The sequence below is a fragment of the Blautia sp. 2227st1_G12_2227SCRN_220401 genome (assembly GCF_039062885.1).
In the GTDB taxonomy this organism is placed as follows: domain Bacteria; phylum Bacillota; class Clostridia; order Lachnospirales; family Lachnospiraceae; genus Blautia_A; species Blautia_A fusiformis.
The window spans coordinates 47,342-70,538 of record NZ_JBCLNI010000012.1; the positions used below are offsets into that span (position 1 = coordinate 47,342).

The window sequence follows — 23,197 nt, forward strand, 5'->3', positions numbered from 1 at the left end:
CACTTTTTTAGCTGCTGATACTGTCAGATCACTCCTGACCCGCTGCATCCGATGTGCTGCTGTCTGCATCCTGATCCGCCTCGCCGTCTTCCGGCACCATATCTGTAGCCTCTGCCGCTTCCAGCTCTTCATCCACGGTACCTTCCGCACTGCTTCCGTCCGAGGAAGGATCATCTCCGTTTACTCCCTGGGTATCACCGGCAGAAACCTTCTCCTCAACCGTTGCATTGTCCAGGATAAAATCTTCCACTCTGAGAAGTCCGATGGATTCATCCACGGCTGCCTGTCCGTATTTATCTACCAGCGCAGCCAGATCCTTCACACTGTATGCTTTGATCAGTTCATCCTGGATACTGAGAGATTTTTTATCTTCAAGTGTCATATTCTCCTTATCCATGATCCCCTGTACGATCAGGTTCTGCTTTACTTTAAACTCCGCATACTGACCGCTCTGCTCCTCAAAATCATCCATGGAGATTCCCTGAGCTTTTACAAAATCCTCCAGCGTCATATCACCCTGTTTTGCATAATTCTCATACAGACTGCGAAACTCTGTCTTGGCTGTATCCAGATCCTCCTGTGGATATTCCTTCACTTCAGATGCTGAAAGCACTGTGTTCCATGCAGTTTCACGCAATGTGTTCTGTGCACTTGTCTTCGCTTCATCCTCCAGTGTGGTACGGATTTCCTTCTTGTAATCATCCACACTCTTGCAGTCTGTATTCTTGGCTACCCAGGTATCGGTAAGCTCCGGTGCACGCTTAAAGCTCTGCAGAGTGACCTTAAATACCACTTCCTGTCCGGCCAGCTCTTCCGAAGAGTATTCCTCCGGGAAAGTCAGATCGAGATCCTTGGTCTCACCTTTTTTCATTCCGATGATCCCGTCCTCAAATCCGTCGATAAACGTTCCGGAGCCTATGGTCAGCTCATAATTATTTGCAGTACCGCCGTCAAAAGCCACTCCGTCCTTGGTTCCCACATAATTAATGGTAACCACATCTCCGTTCTGAACACTGCCTTCCGTTACTTCCTCAGCCTTGTTCTGAAGCTCTTCCTTGATCCTTCCGTCAACCATATCATCGGTTACGGCTTCTACTGTGTTATCAAGAGTCAGTCCCTTATATTCTCCGATGGTCACATATTTGCTCACATCATCCACGGAAACAAGCCTTGTATCTCCGGAGGCTGCCTCTTCGCTGTCTTTATTGGAATCCGTTTCTTCTGACTCTTTGGAATCTGCAGATCCGGAATCTTCTTTATCTGTTGTATCCTGCGCTTCTGCTGCAGGTTTTTTGTCATCTTTCTGGTCTGTTGATGTGCCACATGCAGTGATCGCCAGTGCCGCACACAGTGCAAGAACCATGAGATATGCTTTTTTCTTCATAACCTACTCCCTTCATCAAGTACTGTCGGTTCGATTATAATCTTTTTTTATACAGATTTGTAAAGTGTGTTTGCTGTCTTACATTTCCGGTACCGGTGTCGGTCTGGAAGAATCCCACACCTCCGATACATCAAACAGGTCACTGAGCATATCCGGATTGTAATACATTCTGTATCCATCCAGATTCCGTCTTCCCTGACGGAAATATTCACTTGTGATCTGCACAAAATACTGACTGGAATCTACATTGCAGAAATAGCGGTAGCCACGGCTTTTGTAATACTCATACTTCTCATTATCCGAGGTGTATCCTTCCCAATCGCCGATATCCGCACCAAAGGCAAAAATGATCATATCGGTTTTTCCGAGGATGGGTGCCACATATTTTTCCCATTTTTTATTATCGGTCTTCAACTCCGCTGCTGTGGAGCTTGTAGCGTTTCTGTGACCCCAGGTATGGCTTGCAAATTCCCACCCGTCCTTTTTCATGGCCTTCGCCACTTTTTTGGCTGCTTTTACTTCTTTATCATAGTCAAAATCCGGATTGGCCTTGAGAAAAGCCTTCTGGTCATCCTGAAGATTCTTCTTGGTCTTATATGCCCCATCTGTACGGTAGCCCAGAACACCATTATAACCGGTCATTGCCAGAATACCCTTTCTTCCATGATAGGAAAAATCCGGATGTTCTTTGATAAAGGAATCCAGGATCGGCACCACATCGTAATCTCCGGTCACAACTGTACCGTCTGCCTTCTTATACTCGCATTTGATATCTCCGTTGTCGTCGATCACCAGCTTTGTGGCAAATCCGTCTCCGTCCATATAATGATAGTAGCTGACGTCATCCTCTGAAAGAACAAAAGGAATCTTGCCTTCCGGCAGCATGATCTTTCCCCTGCTCATGGTTCCGTCATCATTGATCACAGCCATATCATGAGGACTCACCAGTACGTAACCCTTATCATACATGATCTGGAGCATTTTTTTGAATTCGCTGACTGTGGTCATCATCTGATTATATCCGGCCTCATCGGAATCTCCGTCAAAGGCCAGTGAAGTATTCACGATCAGGGAATGAAAAAATACATGGGTGATATTCTCAAGTGGATATTCCACACAGGCATCTCTTTTTTTCATGTAGGCTGCTGCTGCTTCCTGCATCTTGTCACTGGTGGCAAATTTCCAGTTGTTTTTCAGCACGGAGATCGCGCCGGTGTAATCATATTGCTGTGCCAGTTTTTTGGCTTTTTTGAGAAGTGTTTTTTCGTCTGAGGAAGTACTGTCGGAGCTGTTCTCGGCTGCTTCCCTTTTCTGTGTTTCTTTTTCTGCCTTTTTTTCTTCCTTCGGTGTCTCGGTAGCTGCCGGCTGATCCTCCGGATCCGCTGCTACTTTGGCTTCTTCGGACTGTTCTTCTTCGGCTTCTGCAGCTTCTGCTTCCGCTTCATCAGACTGTGTATCCTCGTCATCCTGTGTCCCGGAGATCATATTGTCCACCTGAACAGTGACCGGATGGTTTCCGCCCACAAGAAGTGACGCCGCAAGCACTGTTGTCAGTACACCTGCAATTTTTTTCTTCATAATAATATATATGCCCCTTTCTAAAAGTCCCCTCGTATCTCCGGATATGACCGTTACATCGGCGGTACCGGTGTCGGTCTTGCCGGATCAAAAACATCTTTTACGTCAAAAAGATCGGATAACAGTTCCGGGTTATAATACATACGGTATCCATCCAGATTCCGTCTTCCCTGACGGAAGTACCGATCCCGGATCTGTACATAATACTGGCTGGAATCCACGTTGCAGTAATAATTATATCCCTGCCCCTTCAGATATTCGAATTTATCCCCGGAATACTCCTGGTCATTGGTAATGTCGGTTCCAAAAGCAAAAATGATAACATCCGTTCCCCCGATCAGCGGATCTACATTTTTCTTGAAACGTTCGGTATCTGCCTGAAGCTTCTCCAGTGTGACCTGTCCCACATTCTGATGTCCCCAGGTATGGCTCGCAAATTCCCAGCCTTCTGCCTTCATGGCATCGGCAACCTTTTTTGCGGCTGCCCGTTCTTTTTCCAGGCTGAAATCCGGATGTGCATCCAGCCACTGTACTTTATTTTCATCCAGATCTGCCGGACGGGTCTCATAGCTTTCGTCGGTCCGATATCCCAGGATCCCGTTGTATCCGGTAAGTGCCAGGATTCCTTTTGCACCGCGGTATGAGAAATCCGGATGCTTTTCCACAAAACGGTCGATCAGCGGAACCATGTCATAATCTCCCACGGAGACACTTCCGTCATCTTCCACATATTCATTGCGGATCTTTCCTTTATCATCCACGATCAGCTTCGTGGCATAGCCGTCACCGTCCATGTAATGATAATAGCATACATCATCCTGTGAGAGGACAAACGGCGTTTTCCCAGGCGGAAGAAGGATCTCTCCCTCTGTGATATTCCCGTTGTCGTCTGCCTTTGCCATGTCCTTGATGCTTACCATCACATAGCCCTTGTCATACATGGTCTGCGTGATCTTGTTAAACTCATCAATGGTTGTCATGACCTGATTATAATCTGCTTCTTTGTAGTCTCCGTCAAACGCTTTGGATGGATCCTTGATCAGAATATGATAAAAGACATGTGTCACCTTTTCAAGGGGCCATGCCGTACAGGTTGCTTTTATGTCTTCGTATTTTTTTGCAGCTGCCTGCATCTTCTTATCCGAATCATAGGACGGAGCCTTTTTCAGAAGATCGATAGCTTTGTCATAGTTATACTGACTGGCCAGAAGCTTTGCCTCTGCGAGAGTATCTTTGGAAGTGGTCTCTGTATTTTTAGTACCTGCTTCTAAAGCTTTTTCTCCGGAAACGGTCTGTTCTTTCTGTTTGTCAGAAGAAACCATCTTCTCTTTTGAAGCCTTCTCACTTCTGCCCTTCAGCGCACCGACCCCTACGGATGCCCCGACTGCGACGATCATTGCCGCTGTTATGATGGCCAGACGTTTTCTGCGTTCCTTCAGCTGGCGCTTTCTGCGGCGTTTCAATACCTCTTTCCGCCATTCTTCGTACTCAGGAGTTCCCATTTCCGGTCGGGTTCCCCCGGGCTTTTTCTCTTTCATATAATATTTCCTCCATCTCTGGTTTATCCATTACATATGTTAGCTCAAAGATAGTTATGTCCTGTATTCTCTGCAGCATACACAGATGAACTGCATCGTAATCATTATAACTGGTAACTGCTGAAATTTCCACCGTTCCACCTGTCTTTTTCACTTTTTTAATTGCCTTTTTGACGAAACAATGCTAAAATGTTGTTTGCGTAATGTAACCGATTGCGAAACAAATATATATACAGGGGGATTCTCAAATGAGTACAGTTACCATCGTTCTTCTGGTCATCCTCGTTATTCTGATCGCAGCAGTGATCGCACTCTATTTCTTCGGAAAAAAAGCTCAGAAAAAACAGGACGAACAGCAGGCTCAGATCCAGGCTAACAAACAGACAGTTTCCATGCTGGTCATCGATAAAAAACGGATGCCGCTGAAAGATTCCGGACTTCCACAGATGGTCATCGACCAGACACCTAAGCTTATGCGCCGGTCCAAGCTTCCGATCGTAAAAGCCAAAGTCGGTCCGAAGATCAACATCCTTATTGCAGATGAAAAAGTTTTTGATCTGATCCCGGTCAAAAAAGAGATCAAAGCTGAAGTCAGCGGTCTTTACATCGTTGGCGTAAAAGGAATCCGTGGTTCTCTCGAAGCACCACAGAAGAAGAAAAAAGGCTTCCTCGCAAGATTCCGTAAATGATCAGAATCCAAAACAGCCGCCATGCTTTCAGGAATTCCTCTGATGCATGGCGGCTGTTCTTATGTAGTGTAATTATATATCTTTTATTTTCTGCAGGATCTATAAAACAAAATCCTTGCAGTCTCTTGGCTGTACCTGGATCGCCAGATAGCAGTCTGCCACATGTTCTTCATTCATATCCAGCGCATAATCTGCTTTGATCTGAAGGTTCTCTTCGCTTTCCGTCAGCTCCAGATTCGTAGCTGAGATTCCCATCTGAAGTGTTCCGTAAGGGGTAGTATAATAGGTCATGTTTTTTTTGCCCTGTTCAAATACCATGTGTACATTGACCAGTCCCTTCTTGCTGACCTCCAGACCCTTTCCGGATACTTTTATGTAATTGATGGTGGGTTCTGCTGTTTCATCCAGCAGTTCCTCATATCTGAGATAATGAGAACCATTGCGGAAATAATACTGTCCCGGAACAATGATCTCTATAGGTTCCTGATCCCCCTGTGCATCCATCATCTGAAGCCCTCTTACATGGATCAAAACTTCTTTCTGCATTCTTTTCTCCTATCATTTATGTACAGATCTGTTTAATATTTTTCGATATCGATCTTCTGTGTTTTTTCTACGTTATACGGCAGGATGGAATTGGCAAAATCCTTAAACTTCTCTGCAAGATCACTTACATAAAAGCGATACGGGAATTCCTCCTGTGCTACCTCATTGCTGGCAAGATCCAGTCTGGAGAGCAGCTTTTTAAGCTCCAGCGCCGTCTCATATGCAGGATTCACAAGGCAGACCTCCTCACCCATGATCTTGCGGATGGTAGATCTTAAAAGAGGATAGTGCGTACATCCGAGGATCAGTGTATCGATCTCCTGCTCCTGCAGCTCCTTCAGATATCTTCTCGCAACTTCCTCAGTGACCGGATCATGATACCAGCCCTCTTCTACCAGCGGAACAAACAGCGGGCACGCTTTTCCGATCACGGTGATCTCCGGATCCAGTTCTTTCAGATAAGAGGCATGGATACCGCTTCCTACCGTGCCCACCGTTCCGATAATGCCCACCCGTTTATTTCTGGTTTCCTGGGCAGCAACTTTGGCACCGGCCTCGATTACTCCAAGGATCGGGATATCCAGTTCATCCTTCACCGCATCCAGAGCAAATGCACTGGCTGTATTACAGGCCACCACAATGGCCTTCACCTTCTGTTCCTGCAGAAAATGAATGATCTGGCGGGAATAACGGATCACCGTTTCTCTGGATTTGCTTCCATAGGGAACTCTGGCTGTGTCTCCGAAATATACGATTTTTTCCGATGGGAGATTGCGCATGATCTCCCGGGCTACTGTCAGTCCTCCGATACCGGAATCAAACACACCCACCGGTGCGTTTCTGTCTATATTCATTGATCTTATCTCCTGAAATAATTAATCGAACGTGATTGGTCCGTTGAAATATTGTATCACCAATCCAGGGCTTGCGCAAGCCAGAAGGATATCTTCACCGGCTTATTTTCCCCGTTATCCTCTGCTTTTTCAAAACAGAATTCCGGGTAGATCGTTCCCCACCAGGCATAAAACTGTGGCTGCCGATCACCGGCAGTTCTTCTCTCCCAGGTACTCCCTGCAAGGATCACTGCCGTGAGCAAAAGGAACCCTCCTGCTTTTTTTAATACATGCTTCTTCGTTTTTATATGCTCCATGAGCAAGCCCTCCTGTCAAAAATCTTCTGATGATCTTATCCAGAGATATACTGTACGATTTATCGTACTGATCATCATCTATATTATTAACAGTCCGGCTCCCATCTATTCATTACTGCCGTAATCCACTTCCAGAAGCTCACCTTCCACCCATATCTCCGGAAGCCAGGGCAGCGTTCCATCCTGACAGAACTGATGATATACCTCCCGCAGAGTCACACCCTTCTTCTGCTGCCCGGATGTGCGGTTCTCCTGGATTCCCTGAAGGTATTCCCCTATGGAGCTTTCCCGAGCTCCCTTCCAGTGAAAAACATCTCCCAGCATATCCGTCCGGAACACGTAGACATCCTCTCCGATATGCTCTTCCTGTTTCAGATATCCGATCAGTGCTTCCCGGGATCCCTCTTCCAGGATCTGTTCATCCAGGATCAGCACTTCAAGATGACCCAGATCCAGAAATTTTTCCTGAGACCGGTTGTAAACTGCCTCGATCTCCTGAAAGTCCCGGCCGGAAAGAGTCAGCACAGAAATCGGATCTTCGTCCGGTTTTTCCTGTCCGGTAGCTGTACTCATATCCGGCATTGCATATTTCAGCACAAAGCCATTCTCTGAAACACCGGCCCCCAGTGCCAGCGGATAAGCTCTTTTTTCCGGTTCTACTGCCGCACAGCCTGATCCCGTCAAAGTGATGACCAGGACAAGTCCTGCCACAGTTACTTTTTTCTTCCGTCTTCCCCGGTTTTCCGTACTGAGAAAAAGCTGTATCACAAGCAGAAACGGTACAAAGATGTACCCCAGATACCAGCCATAATACTCCCGGATCCCCATCCCGTTTCTCTCATACAGGGAAAGCAGCCAGCCTGCTGCCGGGATCCAGTACCGACCGGTCCCGAATCCGGTTTTTTCCGCGATCTGATTTCCGTAATGAAACAAACTTCCCAGAGAAAACAAAAGTCCGAATACCAGAAACCCCATCCATATCACATCAAATCTCGCCAGTACGTTTCCCGGAAGATCTGCACCCTCCAAAAGAGGCAGTACCGGACAGATCTCGTTTTTAAGGCGTGCACCTCCAAAGACTGCCGGAAGAAGGAGCTGCATTCCAAAAATGATCCCGCAAACTGTAAGAAAAGCCAGGATCACAGGTTTTCTGGCACTTCCTTGTTTTTTTGCATACTCCAGCCCGAAAGGAAGAAGTCCTGCTCCTGAAAAAGCACACAAAAGTGTATACAGATCACGGAGCCATCGCTCTCCTGTAAATCCTGTTTCCGGATCTTTCATCACTTCCATAAAGTACTCTGTTTTTCCCTGCCCTGCACATAAAAGCATCAGAAGAAGAATCCCTGCCAGAAAAATCCTTCCGGACACCTCAGCGATCCGCCCTCTTCTCTGCATTCCGCGATGCGTTCCCAGACTACAGGCTGCAACTGCAAGAAGAGACAGCCATTTTCCGGAAATCCCGCTGATCAGACTTTCCGGGATCACCTCCCCCAGAAGGCCCGAAAGAAATGCCGAACTTGCGATCACATATACCAAAAAGAACAGGCCAATAAATCGTACAGTAAAACTTCCTGTCCTTTTGGAAAGCTCTCCATATGCAGGTGTCAGACGTATCAGCCAGATCACATAAAAAGAGAGCACTACGGCCGCAGCAGCTGTCCCTGCCATGGCACTGATGCCCAACATCGCTCCATTCTTAAACAGGCACAGCAGAAACGGCGCCGGAAACACCAGTATGATCTGCCGAAAAAGCTGTCTGTGGGAAATCCTGTTATTCTCCGCAAATCTCATAACCTTTATCCTTTCCGGCTCCATGGCCTTGTCCGAAGCCTGCGTTTCTGGGCATTTCTGGCATACAGCGGCCGGAATTTCCGCTTCCGGAAGGGCTGTCGCAAAATCCTTCCACCGGTTTCCGCCTCACTGTTCTTCTCTACAAAAGGTACCAGATATGGGACACCGAAGCTTAAAAGTCCTGCCAGATGCGCCATGGTGAGATACAGTCCCAACACGATTCCGAATATACCTAGAAATCCTCCCAGAAACAGAAAAGCGTACTTCAGAAGCCGGAATGCAGAAGCAAATTCCTCATTAGGTATAGCCAGTGATCCCAGTGCTGTCAGTGCCACGATGATCACTACCACCGGGCTGACAAGATTGGCCTCCACCGCAGCCTGTCCGATGATCAGTCCTCCTACGATCCCAATGGCATTTCCAAGAGCTCCCGGGATCCGCACACCAGCCTCCCGTATCAACTCAAAAGACAGTTCCAGGAACACCAGCTCCACTACACTGGAAAATGGAACGCCCTCTCTTGCCTGTGCAAAGGAAAGGATCAGATTCGCCGGAAGGATCTGTGTATGAAACCGGATCACAGCCAGATAAAGTCCGGGGAGCAGCGTTGCCACAGCCATGGCCAGATACCGGAGCACCCGCAGGAAGGATGCCATCTCAAAACGGTTGTACCAGTCTTCACTGCTTTCCATAAAACTGTTGAATGCTCCGGGAACCACCAGTGCCACCGGCGAATTGTCGCAGAGCAGAACTGCTTTTCCATTCAGCAGCTCCTGGGCAGCCCGGTCCGGCCGCTCCGTTGTCTGAAACTGAGGAAAGGGAGAATACCATGCTTCTTCTGTCAGCTGTTCCAGCATCCCGCTGTCCAGGATCCCGTCCACTGTAAAAGATTCCAGGCGCTCTTTCACAGCAGTCAGAAGCTCCTCATGGACCAGATCCTCCACATAAAGAAGCTGTACCACCGTATTGGAGCGTACACCGATGCTGCTCTGCTCCACCTTCAGCCTGGTATCCCGGATCCGCTTTCTCACAAGGGCCGCATTGGTTTTTACACTGTCACAGAACCCCTCCTTGGAGCCTCTGAGGACCTTTTCCGTTTTCACCTCTGATACAGCCAACCCCGGATATCCTTTACTGGAAATTTTCATTGCTTTGTCGTATCCATCCAGAAAGAAAACTGCATTTCCCGAAAGAATGGCACCAAATACCTCCTCCATGGAAGACAGCTCCTTCACATCTGCAATTCCAAGACTGTTTCGGCGGATAAATTCCCGGATCTTTTCCTCCGGGATCTCCCAGAAATGATTGATCATTTTTCCGATAGCAGAATCATCCAGCATCATGTTTGAAACCGCAACCTCAATATAGACCATCAGACAGTCCGCCTTATGTCCCTCACCAAGGCGCATGGGCCTGATCAGGATATCATCGCAGTTTTCACACCGTTTCCGGATATACGATTCATTTTCATGAAGAGATATCGATATCTTCCTTGTTTCCATAAAGTCACCATCCTTTACAGCAAGTTCCCCCACTGCTTATTGCTTTTCGCAATTGAAACAGGGGACTTACTTGATTCGGTTAAAAAAAGAGATGCCCCAATGACATCTCTCTTAATATTCCCGCATATCCGGTTCTTATTCTTTTTTCTCGGCCTCTTTGGCCTCATTCTCCGCGCGGATAGTACGGATGATCGCTTTTCGTTGATTCTCCAGATGATGGAAAGAAATATCCTGCGCCTTTTGCACATCTCCTTCACGGATGGCTTTTACCAGCTCTTCATGCTCACTGACCAGAAGATTTCTTGTCTGCTCATCCTTCAGATACTCTACACGATAACGATACATCTGCTCACGGAGATTATTTAGGACCTGATTCAGACGCTTATTATCAGAAGCCTGATATATGATCTCGTGGAAAGCCACATCGGTTTCCGCCAGACGGACCAGATTTCCCTCTGCTTTTGTTTTTTCAAATTCCTTGGCTGCCACCCAGAGCCTTCCCAGCTCATCCTCTGTGATCAGCTTGCACGCTTTTTCTATGGCAACATTTTCGAGGGCGATACGCACCTCCAGAACATCGTTCAGATCCTTTTCTGTGATGCTGGCTACCTGTGCACCTCTGCGTGGGATCATCACTACAAGACCTTCCTGCTCCAGCTTGCGCATAGCCTCACGCACCGGTGTTCTGCTCACGCCAAGACGCTCTGCAAGGGCGATCTCCAGAAGTCTTTCGCCCGGCTTCAGCTCTCCCTTCAGGATTGCCTGCCGCAAGGTGTTAAAAACAACATCCCGAAGCGGCAGATATTCATTCATATCCACAGAAAAATCACTTGTCATTTGTAACTCCTCCATCTCTATTGTAAATATCCGTGGCAAATACAGTCTTTGCAAGCCCGCTCTTTCTGAGGCTTCTGGCTGCCGCGGCCATCTTATCCCTATTATCAAAGATTCCAAACACAGTAGGACCGCTTCCGCTCATCACGGCTTTCAGCGCACCTTTTTCTTCCATAAGGTTCTTGATATTGCCGATCACAGGATACTGTCGGATGATCCCCGGTTCAAATACATTCTCCATTCTGGATGCCATGGCATACAGATCATTATTTCTGATAGCTCCGATGAGTCCATCGATGTCCGGATGTTTTCCGATCCCTTCCAGATTCAGATTCTCATAGGCTGTTTTTGTGGAAACATTGATTCCCGGTTTTCCTATCAGAACATAACATTTCGGAACTTCCGGAAGTCTGGTCAGCTTCTCTCCGATTCCCTCCGCAAGAGCTGTTCCCCGCATGATACAATACGGAACATCTGCTCCGACCTTTACTGCACGTTCCATCAGCTGTTCTTCGGTAAGCCCTAAATGGAACATCCGGTTCACACCCACAAATGCGGCCGCTGCATCGGAGCTGCCTCCTGCCATGCCTGCTGCCACCGGGATAAATTTACGAAGCTTGATGGAAAGTCCCTCTTCAACATCGAACTCCTCCATCAGCATCTGTGCTGCCTTATATACAAGATTTCTCTGATCTGTAGGAATAAACGGAAGATTGGTCGTCAGTACGATCCCCGGCCGTCTGGTCTTTCTGATATCCAGGATATCATACATACGGATGGTCTGCATGATCATGCGTACCTCATGATAACCGTCCTCTCTCTTTCCCAGAACATCAAGTCCGAGATTGATCTTTGCCATTGCTTTTAAACGCATAAGCCCCTCCATTTGTACTTTGTATACAGTATTTATACATGTATTTTATATGATTTTTACATTCTTTTCAACAGCAAAATATTCCACTTTTTATTTGATCTGACCTTCCACTTTTTTTACAACAAGAAGCGGAGTTCCCGGAGAGGGTTCCTGATTTTCCTTGAGAGCATTGATCGTCCGGATCTCCTGGATAGATGTGTGATATTTCCTTGCGATATCCCACAATTCATCTCCCGGTTTTACCATATAAACCAGGATTCCCGGCATAGCCTGGAGTTTTTTCATATCCAGTGGTTTTTCCTCTACTTTCTCAATGATAAATACCGGTTCTCTGGCAACTGCCAGAAGCTCCAGTCCTACAGTTGCCCGGATCTCGATCTCATTTCCATCTGCCATGGCTGCGGAAAGCTGCTCCAGCTTTGCTTTTAACTGATAACAGCTGTCCTGTCGGATCCCTCTTGCTTCCACCATATGGGAAAACGGTATCATTGCCTCCATGGAATAAAACGGCATATCATCATTTCCAATAATGTACAGGATCTTCAGCATGACCACGCCATCTGCCTGCACACCGTTCTCTACGATCCTGGTCTTATCAATCTTCACTTTTCCCTGACTGTGACACAGCTGGAGGACTTTTCCCTGAGTCTCCTTTACCTGGATCCTGTCACTGATCCTGCATCTGGAAAAATTACGTACCAGAAGCCGTTCCAGTACCTCATTCTTTCCTTCCGGAACACATTCACGGATCGGTGTATACACATCGGTAATGAGATCATATTCCTCTTCCCTGAAAAATTTCATATCCAGCTCCAGCACAACATCCGAAACAAGGATCCGTTCTTCCCCATCGACATCCGGTTTGGCCTCCAGACTCTGATGCATCACCGAAGCTTCGATCAGCGGGATCAGTTCCTCCGTGCAGTCCGGACATTCCACTTCTCCGGAAAAAGGCAGCGAATATTCCAGCCACTGCACCGGGGCTTCTGTATCTTCAGCTCCGTACAGCACAAAAACGGACAGCTCTCCTCTTGCCTTTACCACATTTTCCTCCGGCTTCAGATCCAGCCCCCGTACATCCATAGTATACCAGATCAGGCTGGCGATATCCGGACGATTGGAGGCAATGGTATACTCATCCTTGATCCGGAGTGTATCTTTTTTATGTACGGTAAGTCCCAGAAAACGGACTGTTTTTTTTCTGACGGATACCTCTTCTGCATCCAGCACCACCGGCAGGCGGATCTGTTCTGTTTCATCCACAGTCGCACAAAAAGTTACCAAAGCTTTGATATTAAGCTTTCTGGAATGGATCAGGCGGATCGTAAGATCTTCAATTTCCCACTTCAGACACATTTTATCCCCGTTTATGATATCCTTCAGGTTCAAGGTTTCCTCAAATGGAAGTTTTGCAGTAAGACTGCTGACGATCCCTCTTTCTTCCCCCACATAAAGGATATCTACCTGCAGATTTCCCGTAAGAATACCTTTCCCGTCAGTAAGACGGACATCATCCATAATGATCCTGCCCTTATTCTGGATCAGTCTTCCTGCATCCGGTTTTGCATCCGGTACATTAAAATCCTCATCAAAAGTGATCTGACTTTTTGCCCTGCTTTTTTCCTTTAATATCTGCATGCTTTCTTTTTTTAATTCCACAGTCTATTCCCCTTTCTCCGACTCTTTTTTCACCGGACTGCTGCTTTCCCGGAACGTTACCGGCTTTTCCTGTTTCCGGGTTTTTATCACAATGCAGGGATAGGACGGAACTCCTGCCTCCTTAAGATCCTCCGGTCCAAGAAGTTTTGTAACAAAAAATATCCCATTCGAGGATTCTCCAAGCTCCTCTACCTGGATGCTGTATCCGCCACTCATCTGCCGCCCGTACCCTTTGGCCAGGTAAAGATCCTCTCCGGTTTCATAACTCAGCTGAAATTCCTTTTCCTTTTTTTCTTCCATAAGCCTGGAAAGCTCCTCCGGGATATCCCGGCGTTCCACAACGGTGTAATCTACCGGTTTTCGTTCTTCTTCCTCCACCCGGACAAATCGACACCCGGAAAGCAGCAGTGCCAGCACGGCAGCTGTCAGCACGATCCGCAGAAATACTGCTTTTTTCATAATATAAGCCACCTGCATGATTCGTTACTGTTCACTCCGTTCTCAGTAACACGCTTTGCGGAAGATCACCAGTAAACAGTAACCATTATTCAGTATTTATTCTATGTGAGCAGGGAAAGATTTATTGCAACTATCGGATTTTCTTCGTATAATATAAAAATACCATCTTACTGCGGAACTCTCCGCAAGTATCTATAACAGAAAGGACAAAAGACATGATTCGATTCATACTTGTCTGTATCGTGGTGATCGCCTATCTGGTGCTGACCATTCCGGTTCTCCTTGTAGAATGGATCATCGGGAAATTTTCTCCCATGACTAAGGATATCAGCTCTCTGCGCATGGTACAGGCCATATTCAAATTCATCCTGTGGATCACAGGCGCCAAAGTCACCGTCATCGGCGAAGAAAACGTTCCAAAGGATCAGGCTGTTCTCTATGTAGCAAACCACCGGAGCTATTTCGACATCCTGCTCACCTACAGCCGCTGTCCGATCCGCACCGGCTATGTTGCCAAGAAGGAAATGGAGCATTATCCGCTGCTCTCCAACTGGATGCGCAATCTCTACTGTCTCTTTCTCGACAGAGAGGATATCAAGCAGGGTCTGAAAACGATCCTTCAGGCCGCAGACTATGTGAAATCCGGCATTTCCATATGTATCTTCCCGGAAGGAACCAGAAATAAGAATGCTGATGAAACAGAAATGCTGCCTTTCCATGACGGCAGCTTCAAGATCGCAGCCAGAGCCAAAAGCCCGATCATTCCTATTGCGATCAGCAACTCTGCCAATATCTGGGAGGCCAATTTCCCGAAGATGACACCTACACACGTAGTGATCGAATATGGCAAGCCTATCATTCCTTCAGAGCTTGACCGGGATACTCAGCGCCGCTTAGGTTCCTATACACAGGATATCATCAAAGAAATGCTGATCAAAAACAAAGAACTGGTGTGAACATCAAAAAAACCATATCTATGTCTGTTTTTCGACATAAGATATGGTTTTTTTATTACTGTGTACCTGCTCCCAGGATTTTTTCCGCATTTTCGATACGTTCTTTCGTTGGCGGATTGATTCCCTTCAGCGGATAATCAATATGCAGATTTTCCCATTTAAAGGTTCCGAGTGTGTGATATGGAAGAACCTCCACTCTCTCAACTGTCTTCAGTGTTGCAATAAAGTCAGCCAGCCGGTGGAGATAGTCATCCCGGTCATTGCGTTCCGGAACCAGTACGTGACGGATCCACATGGATACGCCCATATCGGAAAGCTTCCGGGCCATGGCAAGGATATTTTTGTTGGTACATCCTGTGAGGATCTTATGCTGTTCCTCATCAATGTGCTTGATATCCAGCATGACAAGATCTGTGTACTTCATCAGCTCTTCCCATTTTTCATACCACGGACCCTCTTCTGTGTAAGGGTTGCCGCTGGTATCAAGTGTTGTGTGGATTCCAAGTTTTTTTGCTTTTCTGAACAGCTCAGTGAGGAAATCGATCTGTAACAGTGGCTCGCCTCCACTCACAGTAATACCGCCCTTACTTCCCCAGTAAGAGCGGTATCGACAGGCTTTTTCAAGCAGCTCATCTGCTGTGTACTCCGTCCCTGTTTTCATTTGCCAGGTGTCCGGATTGTGGCAGAACTGACAGCGCATGGCGCAGCCGCTCAAAAAGATCACATACCGGACTCCTGGTCCGTCAACAGAGCCGAAGCTCTCCAGTGAGTGGACGTAGCCAGTGATTTTTTTCTGGTCGTCCATATTTTTTATTACATCCTTTCGTGGCAGGTTCTTGCGATAACGTCAAGCTGCTGCTCTCTTGTAAGGTCGATGAACTTAACAGCGTATCCGGAAACACGGATCGTGAAGTTTGCATACTCCTCTTTTTCCGGATGCTCCATAGCATCGATAAGTTTCTCTTTACCGAATACGTTTACATTGAGGTGATGTGCACCACGGTCAAAGTATCCGTCAAGTACATTTACAAGATTCTCTGTACGCTCTTCCTCAGAATGGCCAAGTGCATCCGGGTTGATCGTCTGAGTATTGGAGATTCCGTCAAGGGCATCCTCATAGTCAAGCTTTGCAACAGAGTTCAGGGAAGCAAGAAGTCCGTTCTGCTCTGCGCCGTAAGACGGGTTTGCTCCCGGTGCCAGAGGCTCGCCGGCTTTTCTTCCGTCCGGAAGAGATCCTGTAGCTTTACCATAAACAACGTTGGATGTGATGGTAAGGATGGATGTGGTTGGCTTGGAATCACGATAGGTATGGATGTGTTTCAGCTTCTCAAGGAATGTGGAAAGCAGAGTTGTTGCGATCTCGTCTGCTCTGTCATCATCGTTACCATAACGTGGGAAGTCACCCTCAACCTGGAAGTCTGTTGTGATTCCGTCCTCGTCACGGATTGCTTTTACTTTTGCATATTTGATAGCGGAAAGGGAATCTACTACGTGTGAGAATCCGGCGATACCTGTTGCGAAGGAACGGTCAACCTTTGTATCGATAAGTGCCATCTCAGCTGCCTCATAGTAGTATTTATCATGCATGTAGTGGATCATGTTCAGTGTTCCAACATACAGATGTGCAAGCCAGTCCATCATCTGATCATATTTTGCGATTACTTCGTCATAATCAAGGTACTCGGAAGTGATCGGCTGATACTGCGGTCCTACCTGCTGTTTTGTCTTCTCATCAACACCACCGTTGATCGCGTAAAGAAGGCATTTTGCAAGGTTAGCACGAGCACCGAAGAACTGCATCTCTTTACCGGTCTCTGTAGCAGATACACAGCAGCAGATGCTGTAGTCATCGCCCCATACCGGACGCATAACATCATCGTTCTCATACTGGATGGAACTTGTTGTAACAGAGATGTCTGCTGCATATTTCTTGAAGTTCTCAGGCAGTCTTGAGGAGTAGAGAACTGTAAGGTTCGGCTCCGGAGCCGGTCCCATATCCTCAAGTGTATGAAGGAAACGATAGTCGTTCTTTGTTACCATGGAACGTCCGTCCTGTCCCATACCTGCTACTTCCAGAGTTGCCCATACCGGGTCACCGGAGAAGAGCTGGTTGTAAGACGGGATACGAGCGAATTTAACCATACGGAATTTCATTACGATATGATCAACAAGCTCCTGTGCCTCTTTCTCTGTAAGAGTTCCGTTCTCAAGGTCTCTCTCAATATAGATATCAAGGAATGTGGAGATACGTCCAACACTCATTGCAGCTCCGTTCTGAGTTTTGATTGCTGCAAGATATCCGAAGTACAGCCACTGGAATGCTTCCTTTGCATTCTTAGCCGGCTGGGAAATATCAAAGCCATAGATCTGAGCCATTTCTTTCATCTTCTTCAGAGCACGGATCTGATCTGCGATCTCCTCACGAAGCTGGAAGTCATAACGTCTCATACCCTGACGGTCGCATGCTGCGAAATCTTTCTCTTTACCTGCGATCAGATGATCAATTCCGTAAAGAGCAACTCGTCTGTAATCACCTACGATACGTCCACGTCCGTAAGTATCCGGAAGTCCTGTAAGGATCTTGTTGTGACGTGCTCTCTTCATCTCCGGTGTGTAGATATCGAATACACCCTGGTTGTGTGTTTTGAACTCATAGTTGTTGAAAACATCTTTGATCTTGTCGCTTACATGGTATCCGTAAGTCTCACATGCCTGCTCTGCCATTTTGATTCCGCCGTATGGCATGAAAGCACGTTTCAGAGGTTTGTCTGTCTGAAGACCTACAACCTGCTCCAGGTCTTTGAGTTCCTCATCGATATATCCAGGACCGTATGCTGTAATTCCTGTTACTACCTCTGTCTCCATATCAAGAACGCCGCCTTTAGCACGCTCTTCTTTCTGAAGCTCCTGAAGCTTGCCCCAGAGTTTATCTGTTGCCTCTGTTGGTGCTTCCAGGAAGGAAGCATCTCCATCATATGGTGTATAGTTCATACTGATGAAATTACGAACATCGATCTTCTCTTTCCAACGATCACCCTTAAAACCATTCCACTGTTCAAAATCAACTTTTGCCAATTTGTTACACATCCTTTCCTGTTGTCTCAATATTTCGTTCACTGCCCGCGCAGTTAGTAATATATAACATTTCTCATGACGACCATAAGATAACAGATTCCGAATTTAAAGTCAACAGCTTGGAAGTATGTTCTTTATAATATACATATAATTGTATTATTGATAAAAATAATGAGAAAATTGTACCAGATATTGTACAATGTCGGGCGTCTGACGGACGCTCCTGGGCGGAGAGCCTGTGTCTTCTGACGGATAGTTTCTTTCCAGGGGGGGGACACTTTGGGCAGTGGAGCTCTTTCCCTTTCGGAGGGACACTTTGGCGTGGGCAGGTTTGCGAGGTGGAAAGGCGCTCGGAGTTACGAAGCCCGCTTTTCCCCCTCGCGCTCCCCCTTTCCGGGCACGTCGCTGTTCTGCGCTGTGGTATGGGGTAGTGTATTGGTAAATGCCTGTATGCTGCTGTATTGGTAGCGTCAGGCTGAGCCGATTTTTTTTCCGCCGGACGGAAGGCGGTCTGCGCAGCAGACCTGTTCCTGGTGGTTGTTGTATTGCTGGCGCTAATCTGCTACTGCCTGTTGTTCTATTGCTGGCGCTAATCTGCTCCTGCCTATCGCTGTATTGCTGGTGCTGACCTGCTCCTGCCTGTTGCGTATTGCCGGTGCTCACTTGCTCCCGTCTGTTGTCGCATCACTGGCATAGACCTACTTCTGTCTGTTGTTGTATTGCCGACGCTCACCTGCTTCCGTCTATTGTCGCATCACTGGCATAGACCCGCTCCCATTAACAACAGGGAACAGGCCCGCTGCGCGGGCCGCTTTCCCGTCCGACGAAATAAAAATCGGCTCAGCCTGACACTGCCAATACAGCAGCATACAGGACTAAGCCGATAAATTAACACACTCCAAGGCGTAGCACAGCGGCGTGCCCGGAGGGGTGGGGTGTGGGGAGGGGAAACGGGCTTCGCAACTCCGAGTGCCTCCCCTCCCCACGAATTTCCCCGCTTTTTCAAAGCAGAACTTTTCCACGAAAAACCTTACAATACTTTGGAAAGAAACTCCTTCGTCCTTTCCTCTCGAGGATCCCCAAACAGTTCTTTCGGATTTCTATCCTCAAGAATCACCCCATCATCCATAAAGAGCACTCTGTCGCTGACCTCCCTTGCAAATCCCATCTCATGGGTAACCACCAGCATGGTCATGCCTTCTTTTGCAAGCTCCTTCATAACCTCAAGAACCTCTCCGACCATCTCCGGATCAAGAGCTGATGTCGGCTCGTCGAACAGAAGCACCTGGGGATTCATTGCAAGGGCTCTGGCAATGGCAACCCTCTGCTTCTGTCCGCCTGAAAGCTTTCCGGGATAGACATCGGCTTTTTCTTCAAGGCCGACTCTTTTCAAAAGAGCCCTCGCCTTCTGATCAGCTTCCGCTGCATTCCATTTGCCAAGACGCACCGGCGCAAGGGTGATATTTTTCAATACTGTCATATTTGGAAACAGATTAAAATGCTGAAAAACCATTCCCACATTTTCCCTGAATTTATCTACATCCAGCTTCGGATCCAGAAGCTGCTGTCCGTTTACGGTGATCTCTCCTTCCTCCGGTTTTTCCAGAAGGTTCAGGCAGCGCAGAAATGTAGATTTTCCGGAGCCGGACGGACCGATGATGCAGATACACTCACCCTTGTTTACGTGAGTTGTGATTCCCTTTAATACGTGTACGTCCCCGAAGGACTTTTTCAGATTTTTAACATCAATCACTTTCTCTCAGTCTCCTTTCAAATCTCTTCAGCAGAAGGCTCAGGCACTTCACGATCAGATAATACATGATACCTGCAACGATCAGCGGAATAAACATCTGATAAGTACGGGAAGAAACATAGCTTGCCGCTTTTGTCAGATCCATGATACCTACATAACCTAAAATAGATGTTTCTTTGATCAGCTGGATAAACTCATTACCCATTGCCGGAAGGATGGTTTTTACAGCCTGCGGAATGATAATGAAACGCATGGTATCTTTATACCCAAGACCCAGAGAACGACCAGCCTCGCTCTGGCCCTTGTCCACAGATAAAATACCTCCGCGGATAACCTCGGAAACATATGCACCGCTGTTGATACCGAAGCTGACCACTGCTGCCACATATCCCAGCCTGCTGTGGAACACTGCAAAATAGATGATCATCAGCTGAAGGACTGACGGTGTTCCACGGATCACATCAACATAAATATCCGCGATCGTGGAAAGAATGGTTCTTCTGCCTTTTTTCGCAGCTCCAAGACGTACCAGAGCCACTACAAGACCGATCAGGATACCTACGATCACTGACAAAAGGGAAACGATCAGCGTAATCCCAAGACCGTTAATATAAAACTTCCAACGATTATCCTGAAGGAAAATAAAGCTTAAAAGTCCCAGAAAACCATCGGTTGCTGCTACATCTGTCACATCCTCGCTGTTTTCAAGTGTGTCCACAAAATACTTCTGATAAAGATCATCATATTCCCCGGATTTTTTTACTTTTGCAAGCCCGTCATTGATGATCTGGACAAGCTCTGTGTTTCCTTTTTCAATACAGAAAACCGTATCCTCTGCTGTACTTGGCACGGACTCATACTGCAGGTCTGAGTTCTGTTTGCAGTAGATCTCCGCCATGATATTGTCGATCAGAACTGCATCTGCTCCACCGTTTTTCAGCTCCATGACTGCACTGGAAGCGTTTTTAAATCTTTTTACTTTGGCATCCTTAACTTCACCGTAATCAGTAGTCTCGCCGGATGCGATCATATCACTCTGTGCACCCTCCAGAACTGCAACGGTTTTTCCGGACATCTCCTCAAAATCCTTGATCGGATTATCCTTACGGCTGATGATGCACTGTGTACCGGTGTAATAAACATCGGAAAAATCAACGCTTTTTTTACGGTCCTCCGTAGGTCCGATCCCGGCTGCGATCACCTGTACATCACCAGCCTCCATGGAACCCATCAGGGAATCAAAGGGCATATCCTTCCATACCAGCTTTACGTTTTCTTCCTTGGCGATCGCCTCCAGAAGATCGTAATCAAAACCTGTAATATTTCCATTATCATCCAGGTATTCAAATGGTGAATACTCTGCGTTCGTTCCTATGATGATGGTCTGCTGTTCTGCCGCTTTTACTGCCACTGCACTGCTGAAATATATCGGCAGAGCCATGATCATACACAGTACAAAACAGATAAGAGCTCTGCTTTTTCCATTGCGTCCCATTATTTTCCCCTCCTGCTATTCATATTTTTTTCCGTAGCCAAAAGCACCTTCCATGCCACAAATGCCCGCTGCAAAAGCAGCTGCCTCTTCAAGACTTTCACAGATCGCGGTTTCCTCCGCCATGCCGTTTTTCCTTCTTCCGATATACCCGGTAAGGAAAGATGCGATCAGTGAATCCCCGGCGCCAAGAGTATCTTTTACTTCCGTAAGCGGCGCTGCCGGCTGTCGGTAAAAATTCCTTCCGTCATAAAGAATGCAGCCCTTGGCTCCTCTGGAGGCCATGGCAAGCTTCGGCCCCATGGAGATGATCTTTTTCAGATGCTCTTCTGCCTCCTGGTCGGTTCCGTCAAAGGAGCAAAATGCGTAAGTAACCTCCGGTGCTGTTTTTTCATAATATTCCTCTGTGGAATCATCAGAAAAGTCAAAAGAAACCGGAATTCCCGCCTCTTTGATCTTATGCAGCTCTTCCTCCGTAAAAGAGTAATTTCCGCTATGTACCACATCAAAGCCTTTCATATATTCCAGATCAAAACGATCAAGGATATACGGTGTTTTTCCACGGATACCACCATCATTAAAATCCAGGAACTCACGGTCTCCGTCTTTTAATGTGATCCTGGAATAACCGTTCTCGCCATGCAGCTGTCTGCACTTTACGGTTTCCACGCCGATTTTTTCCAGTGTATCCATGATCAGTTCTGCTCTGTCGTCATCTCCGAAATATCCCATATACGCTGTTTTTTCACATCCGGCCATCTTTCCGTAAACACTGACGTTTACGCAGTTTCCGCCTGGATACATGGTTTTCAGATGATCATAGATATCCACTACATTGTCTCCGAAGCCAAGAAGCCTTGTACTGTATTTACTCATATTTTCCCTTTCTCTGTGCACAGGCACAGTAGCACCTTTAGTACTCTACAACGCCCATATATCTTCTCATATCCAGCGGATGACGGCGTTTATCCTGGAGAGCGGTACGGTAAACGGTCGTCATGGTGTAGAACAGCATCGGGGTAAAATATTCCACACAGCTGTCATCAATTGCTTCCATACCAAGCTTATCCGCATCGATCACTTCGTATTTCTTTCCGTATTTTTCAAGGAAAGTCAGCACACGCGCATCCATCATACGATTTCTGCCCCGGCTCATCATAAGGATATAAAGATGATCCTCATCCGTTACCTCAAACGGTCCATGGAAATATTCCGCACTGTTCAGATAACCGCAGTCCATCCACTGCATTTCCTGAAGTGAGCAGATCGCAAAGCCATATGCCTGAGAATAGGAAGCTCCCGATGCCATGATATAAAGGTTCGGTTCCTCTGAATATTTTTCTGCAAAAAGCCATGCTGCATTCTGCTGATCCTTCACTGCAGCTGCAATAACATCATCGATCTTTTCAAAGCCTTCCACGATCTTATCGTAAAGCTTATATCCCGGCTCCTGTACCTTCATCAGCTCATTAAGAATACGAAGTACGATTCCCTGAGGCTTCTCTGCTTCCTTTACCCCCGGTGCCCAGTCGTATACAACGGAGATCCATTTATCGGTATCACATGGAGAACCTGGCGCATGTGTCATTGTAACAACAGCCGCACCTGCATCCATTCCTGTTTTTGCTGCCTCCAGACACTCCTTTGTCTTGCCACTGTGGGAGCAGATGATCAGAAGACTGTCTTTTCCCAGCTTCTTCGGCGGTGTCAGTGCAAACTCTCTTGCAGGGATCCACTGTGCATCCATCACTGCGGATTCCGCACGGACAAAATAATATCCCGGATACAGATCCACAAGAGATCCTCCGCATGCAAGAAAATACACATTTTTGATTGTTCCATGCTCTTTGTTGATCTTATTTACGATTTTTACTGCGTCCATTTTCATCCTCCGGTTTTCGTGGAAATTCGTCTGAG

21 protein-coding genes are annotated in these 23,197 nt (G+C 47.0%); 2 read left to right on the top strand and 19 right to left on the bottom strand.

What is annotated here, in order from left to right; all coding sequences use genetic code 11:
• Positions 1 to 28: 28 nt before the first annotated feature.
• The 4 genes from tig to ABCM67_RS08015 form a co-directional block, all read right to left on the bottom strand.
• Positions 29 to 1,384 (bottom strand): trigger factor, encoded by a 1,356-nt coding sequence (gene tig, locus ABCM67_RS08000; RefSeq protein WP_342992724.1) that lies wholly within the window; start codon positions 1,382 to 1,384, stop codon positions 29 to 31.
• Positions 1,385 to 1,462: 78 nt separating this feature from the next.
• On the bottom strand, positions 1,463 to 2,962 hold the full coding sequence (locus ABCM67_RS08005; protein ID WP_021653067.1) for a polysaccharide deacetylase family protein: 1,500 nt from the start codon (positions 2,960 to 2,962) through the stop codon (positions 1,463 to 1,465).
• 53 nt (positions 2,963 to 3,015) lie between these two features.
• Complete coding sequence (locus tag ABCM67_RS08010) at positions 3,016 to 4,500, bottom strand: polysaccharide deacetylase family protein (protein WP_342992725.1); 1,485 nt, start codon at positions 4,498 to 4,500, stop codon at positions 3,016 to 3,018.
• Positions 4,451 to 4,654 carry a hypothetical protein gene (locus tag ABCM67_RS08015; protein WP_173741147.1) on the bottom strand — a complete coding sequence of 68 codons (204 nt, stop codon included), beginning with the start codon at positions 4,652 to 4,654 and terminating at the stop codon, positions 4,451 to 4,453. The genes ABCM67_RS08010 and ABCM67_RS08015 overlap by 50 nt, the downstream gene beginning before the upstream one ends.
• Positions 4,655 to 4,748: 94 nt before the next feature.
• On the opposite strand from ABCM67_RS08015, the gene ABCM67_RS08020 reads away from it, so the two are divergent.
• A complete protein-coding gene (locus ABCM67_RS08020) occupies positions 4,749 to 5,189 on the top strand; it encodes a type IV pilin (protein ID WP_021653070.1) in 441 nt (146 codons plus the stop codon).
• Between the two features lie 99 nt (positions 5,190 to 5,288).
• Here the strand turns inward: ABCM67_RS08020 and ABCM67_RS08025 are convergent, their stop codons facing one another.
• The 9 genes from ABCM67_RS08025 to ABCM67_RS08065 all read right to left on the bottom strand — a co-directional run bounded on the left by ABCM67_RS08025 (position 5,289) and on the right by ABCM67_RS08065 (position 14,004).
• On the bottom strand, positions 5,289 to 5,735 hold the full coding sequence (locus ABCM67_RS08025) for a DUF1934 domain-containing protein (RefSeq protein WP_021653071.1): 447 nt from the start codon (positions 5,733 to 5,735) through the stop codon (positions 5,289 to 5,291).
• Positions 5,736 to 5,767: 32 nt separating this feature from the next.
• The gene (gene murI, locus ABCM67_RS08030; protein ID WP_021653072.1) at positions 5,768 to 6,589 is read right to left on the bottom strand and encodes a glutamate racemase; all 822 of its coding nucleotides are present in this window, start codon (positions 6,587 to 6,589) and stop codon (positions 5,768 to 5,770) included.
• Positions 6,590 to 6,645: 56 nt separating this feature from the next.
• A complete protein-coding gene (locus ABCM67_RS08035; protein WP_015525350.1) occupies positions 6,646 to 6,885 on the bottom strand; it encodes a hypothetical protein in 240 nt (79 codons plus the stop codon).
• 105 nt (positions 6,886 to 6,990) lie between these two features.
• Positions 6,991 to 8,676, bottom strand: a complete 1,686-nt coding sequence (locus ABCM67_RS08040) for a GerAB/ArcD/ProY family transporter (protein WP_129974692.1) — start codon at positions 8,674 to 8,676, stop codon at positions 6,991 to 6,993.
• A gap of 5 nt (positions 8,677 to 8,681) precedes the next feature.
• Positions 8,682 to 10,178 carry a spore germination protein gene (locus tag ABCM67_RS08045; protein WP_118753280.1) on the bottom strand — a complete coding sequence of 499 codons (1,497 nt, stop codon included), beginning with the start codon at positions 10,176 to 10,178 and terminating at the stop codon, positions 8,682 to 8,684.
• Positions 10,179 to 10,313: 135 nt separating this feature from the next.
• Positions 10,314 to 11,015, bottom strand: a complete 702-nt coding sequence (locus ABCM67_RS08050; RefSeq protein WP_173739413.1) for a GntR family transcriptional regulator — start codon at positions 11,013 to 11,015, stop codon at positions 10,314 to 10,316.
• Complete coding sequence (gene ispE / locus ABCM67_RS08055) at positions 11,005 to 11,886, bottom strand: 4-(cytidine 5'-diphospho)-2-C-methyl-D-erythritol kinase (protein ID WP_015525345.1); 882 nt, start codon at positions 11,884 to 11,886, stop codon at positions 11,005 to 11,007. Before ispE ends, ABCM67_RS08050 begins: the two co-directional genes overlap by 11 nt.
• 90 nt (positions 11,887 to 11,976) lie before the next feature.
• On the bottom strand, positions 11,977 to 13,545 hold the full coding sequence (locus tag ABCM67_RS08060) for an SPOCS domain-containing protein (RefSeq protein ID WP_173761228.1): 1,569 nt from the start codon (positions 13,543 to 13,545) through the stop codon (positions 11,977 to 11,979).
• A gap of 3 nt (positions 13,546 to 13,548) precedes the next feature.
• Positions 13,549 to 14,004, bottom strand: coding sequence for a protease complex subunit PrcB family protein (locus ABCM67_RS08065; protein ID WP_114001930.1), 456 nt, complete (start codon positions 14,002 to 14,004; stop codon positions 13,549 to 13,551).
• 215 nt (positions 14,005 to 14,219) lie between these two features.
• Here ABCM67_RS08065 and ABCM67_RS08070 point away from each other — a divergent pair, with 215 nt between their 5' ends.
• On the top strand, positions 14,220 to 14,960 hold the full coding sequence (locus ABCM67_RS08070; protein WP_118607954.1) for a lysophospholipid acyltransferase family protein: 741 nt from the start codon (positions 14,220 to 14,222) through the stop codon (positions 14,958 to 14,960).
• A 55-nt stretch (positions 14,961 to 15,015) separates the two neighbouring features.
• Here ABCM67_RS08070 and pflA read toward each other — a convergent pair whose 3' ends face one another.
• The 6 genes from pflA to ABCM67_RS08100 form a co-directional block, all read right to left on the bottom strand.
• Positions 15,016 to 15,765: a pyruvate formate-lyase-activating protein gene (pflA, locus tag ABCM67_RS08075; RefSeq protein WP_015525340.1), complete on the bottom strand. Its 750-nt coding sequence runs from the start codon at positions 15,763 to 15,765 to the stop codon at positions 15,016 to 15,018.
• 8 nt (positions 15,766 to 15,773) lie between these two features.
• Positions 15,774 to 18,035: a formate C-acetyltransferase gene (pflB, locus tag ABCM67_RS08080; RefSeq protein ID WP_242872649.1), complete on the bottom strand. Its 2,262-nt coding sequence runs from the start codon at positions 18,033 to 18,035 to the stop codon at positions 15,774 to 15,776.
• 1,030 nt (positions 18,036 to 19,065) lie between these two features.
• Positions 19,066 to 19,788, bottom strand: coding sequence for an amino acid ABC transporter ATP-binding protein (locus tag ABCM67_RS08085; protein WP_114001932.1), 723 nt, complete (start codon positions 19,786 to 19,788; stop codon positions 19,066 to 19,068).
• Positions 19,781 to 21,283 (bottom strand): ABC transporter permease subunit, encoded by a 1,503-nt coding sequence (locus ABCM67_RS08090; RefSeq protein WP_118609220.1) that lies wholly within the window; start codon positions 21,281 to 21,283, stop codon positions 19,781 to 19,783. Before ABCM67_RS08090 ends, ABCM67_RS08085 begins: the two co-directional genes overlap by 8 nt.
• A 15-nt stretch (positions 21,284 to 21,298) precedes the next feature.
• Positions 21,299 to 22,156, bottom strand: coding sequence for a PfkB family carbohydrate kinase (locus ABCM67_RS08095; RefSeq protein WP_147603119.1), 858 nt, complete (start codon positions 22,154 to 22,156; stop codon positions 21,299 to 21,301).
• Positions 22,157 to 22,193: 37 nt separating this feature from the next.
• The gene (locus tag ABCM67_RS08100; RefSeq protein WP_114001934.1) at positions 22,194 to 23,162 is read right to left on the bottom strand and encodes an SIS domain-containing protein; all 969 of its coding nucleotides are present in this window, start codon (positions 23,160 to 23,162) and stop codon (positions 22,194 to 22,196) included.
• Positions 23,163 to 23,197: the final 35 nt, after the last annotated feature.

Excerpts from the sequence above, each read along its gene's own strand:
- ABCM67_RS08070 (WP_118607954.1), top strand. The coding sequence starts at position 14,220 with ATGATTCGATTCATACTTGTCTGTATCGTGGTGATCGCCTATCTGGTG.
- ispE (WP_015525345.1), bottom strand. The coding sequence starts at position 11,886 with ATGCGTTTAAAAGCAATGGCAAAGATCAATCTCGGACTTGATGTTCTG.
- ABCM67_RS08095 (WP_147603119.1), bottom strand. The coding sequence starts at position 22,156 with ATGAGTAAATACAGTACAAGGCTTCTTGGCTTCGGAGACAATGTAGTG.
- ABCM67_RS08035 (WP_015525350.1), bottom strand. The coding sequence starts at position 6,885 with ATGGAGCATATAAAAACGAAGAAGCATGTATTAAAAAAAGCAGGAGGG.
- ABCM67_RS08065 (WP_114001930.1), bottom strand. The coding sequence starts at position 14,004 with ATGAAAAAAGCAGTATTTCTGCGGATCGTGCTGACAGCTGCCGTGCTG.
- ABCM67_RS08045 (WP_118753280.1), bottom strand. The coding sequence starts at position 10,178 with ATGGAAACAAGGAAGATATCGATATCTCTTCATGAAAATGAATCGTAT.
- ABCM67_RS08020 (WP_021653070.1), top strand. The coding sequence starts at position 4,749 with ATGAGTACAGTTACCATCGTTCTTCTGGTCATCCTCGTTATTCTGATC.
- ABCM67_RS08005 (WP_021653067.1), bottom strand. The coding sequence starts at position 2,962 with ATGAAGAAAAAAATTGCAGGTGTACTGACAACAGTGCTTGCGGCGTCA.
- tig (WP_342992724.1), bottom strand. The coding sequence starts at position 1,384 with ATGAAGAAAAAAGCATATCTCATGGTTCTTGCACTGTGTGCGGCACTG.
- ABCM67_RS08025 (WP_021653071.1), bottom strand. The coding sequence starts at position 5,735 with ATGCAGAAAGAAGTTTTGATCCATGTAAGAGGGCTTCAGATGATGGAT.
- murI (WP_021653072.1), bottom strand. The coding sequence starts at position 6,589 with ATGAATATAGACAGAAACGCACCGGTGGGTGTGTTTGATTCCGGTATC.
- ABCM67_RS08010 (WP_342992725.1), bottom strand. The coding sequence starts at position 4,500 with ATGAAAGAGAAAAAGCCCGGGGGAACCCGACCGGAAATGGGAACTCCT.
- ABCM67_RS08090 (WP_118609220.1), bottom strand. The coding sequence starts at position 21,283 with ATGGGACGCAATGGAAAAAGCAGAGCTCTTATCTGTTTTGTACTGTGT.
- ABCM67_RS08040 (WP_129974692.1), bottom strand. The coding sequence starts at position 8,676 with ATGAGATTTGCGGAGAATAACAGGATTTCCCACAGACAGCTTTTTCGG.
- ABCM67_RS08050 (WP_173739413.1), bottom strand. The coding sequence starts at position 11,015 with ATGACAAGTGATTTTTCTGTGGATATGAATGAATATCTGCCGCTTCGG.
- ABCM67_RS08100 (WP_114001934.1), bottom strand. The coding sequence starts at position 23,162 with ATGGACGCAGTAAAAATCGTAAATAAGATCAACAAAGAGCATGGAACA.
- pflA (WP_015525340.1), bottom strand. The coding sequence starts at position 15,765 with ATGGACGACCAGAAAAAAATCACTGGCTACGTCCACTCACTGGAGAGC.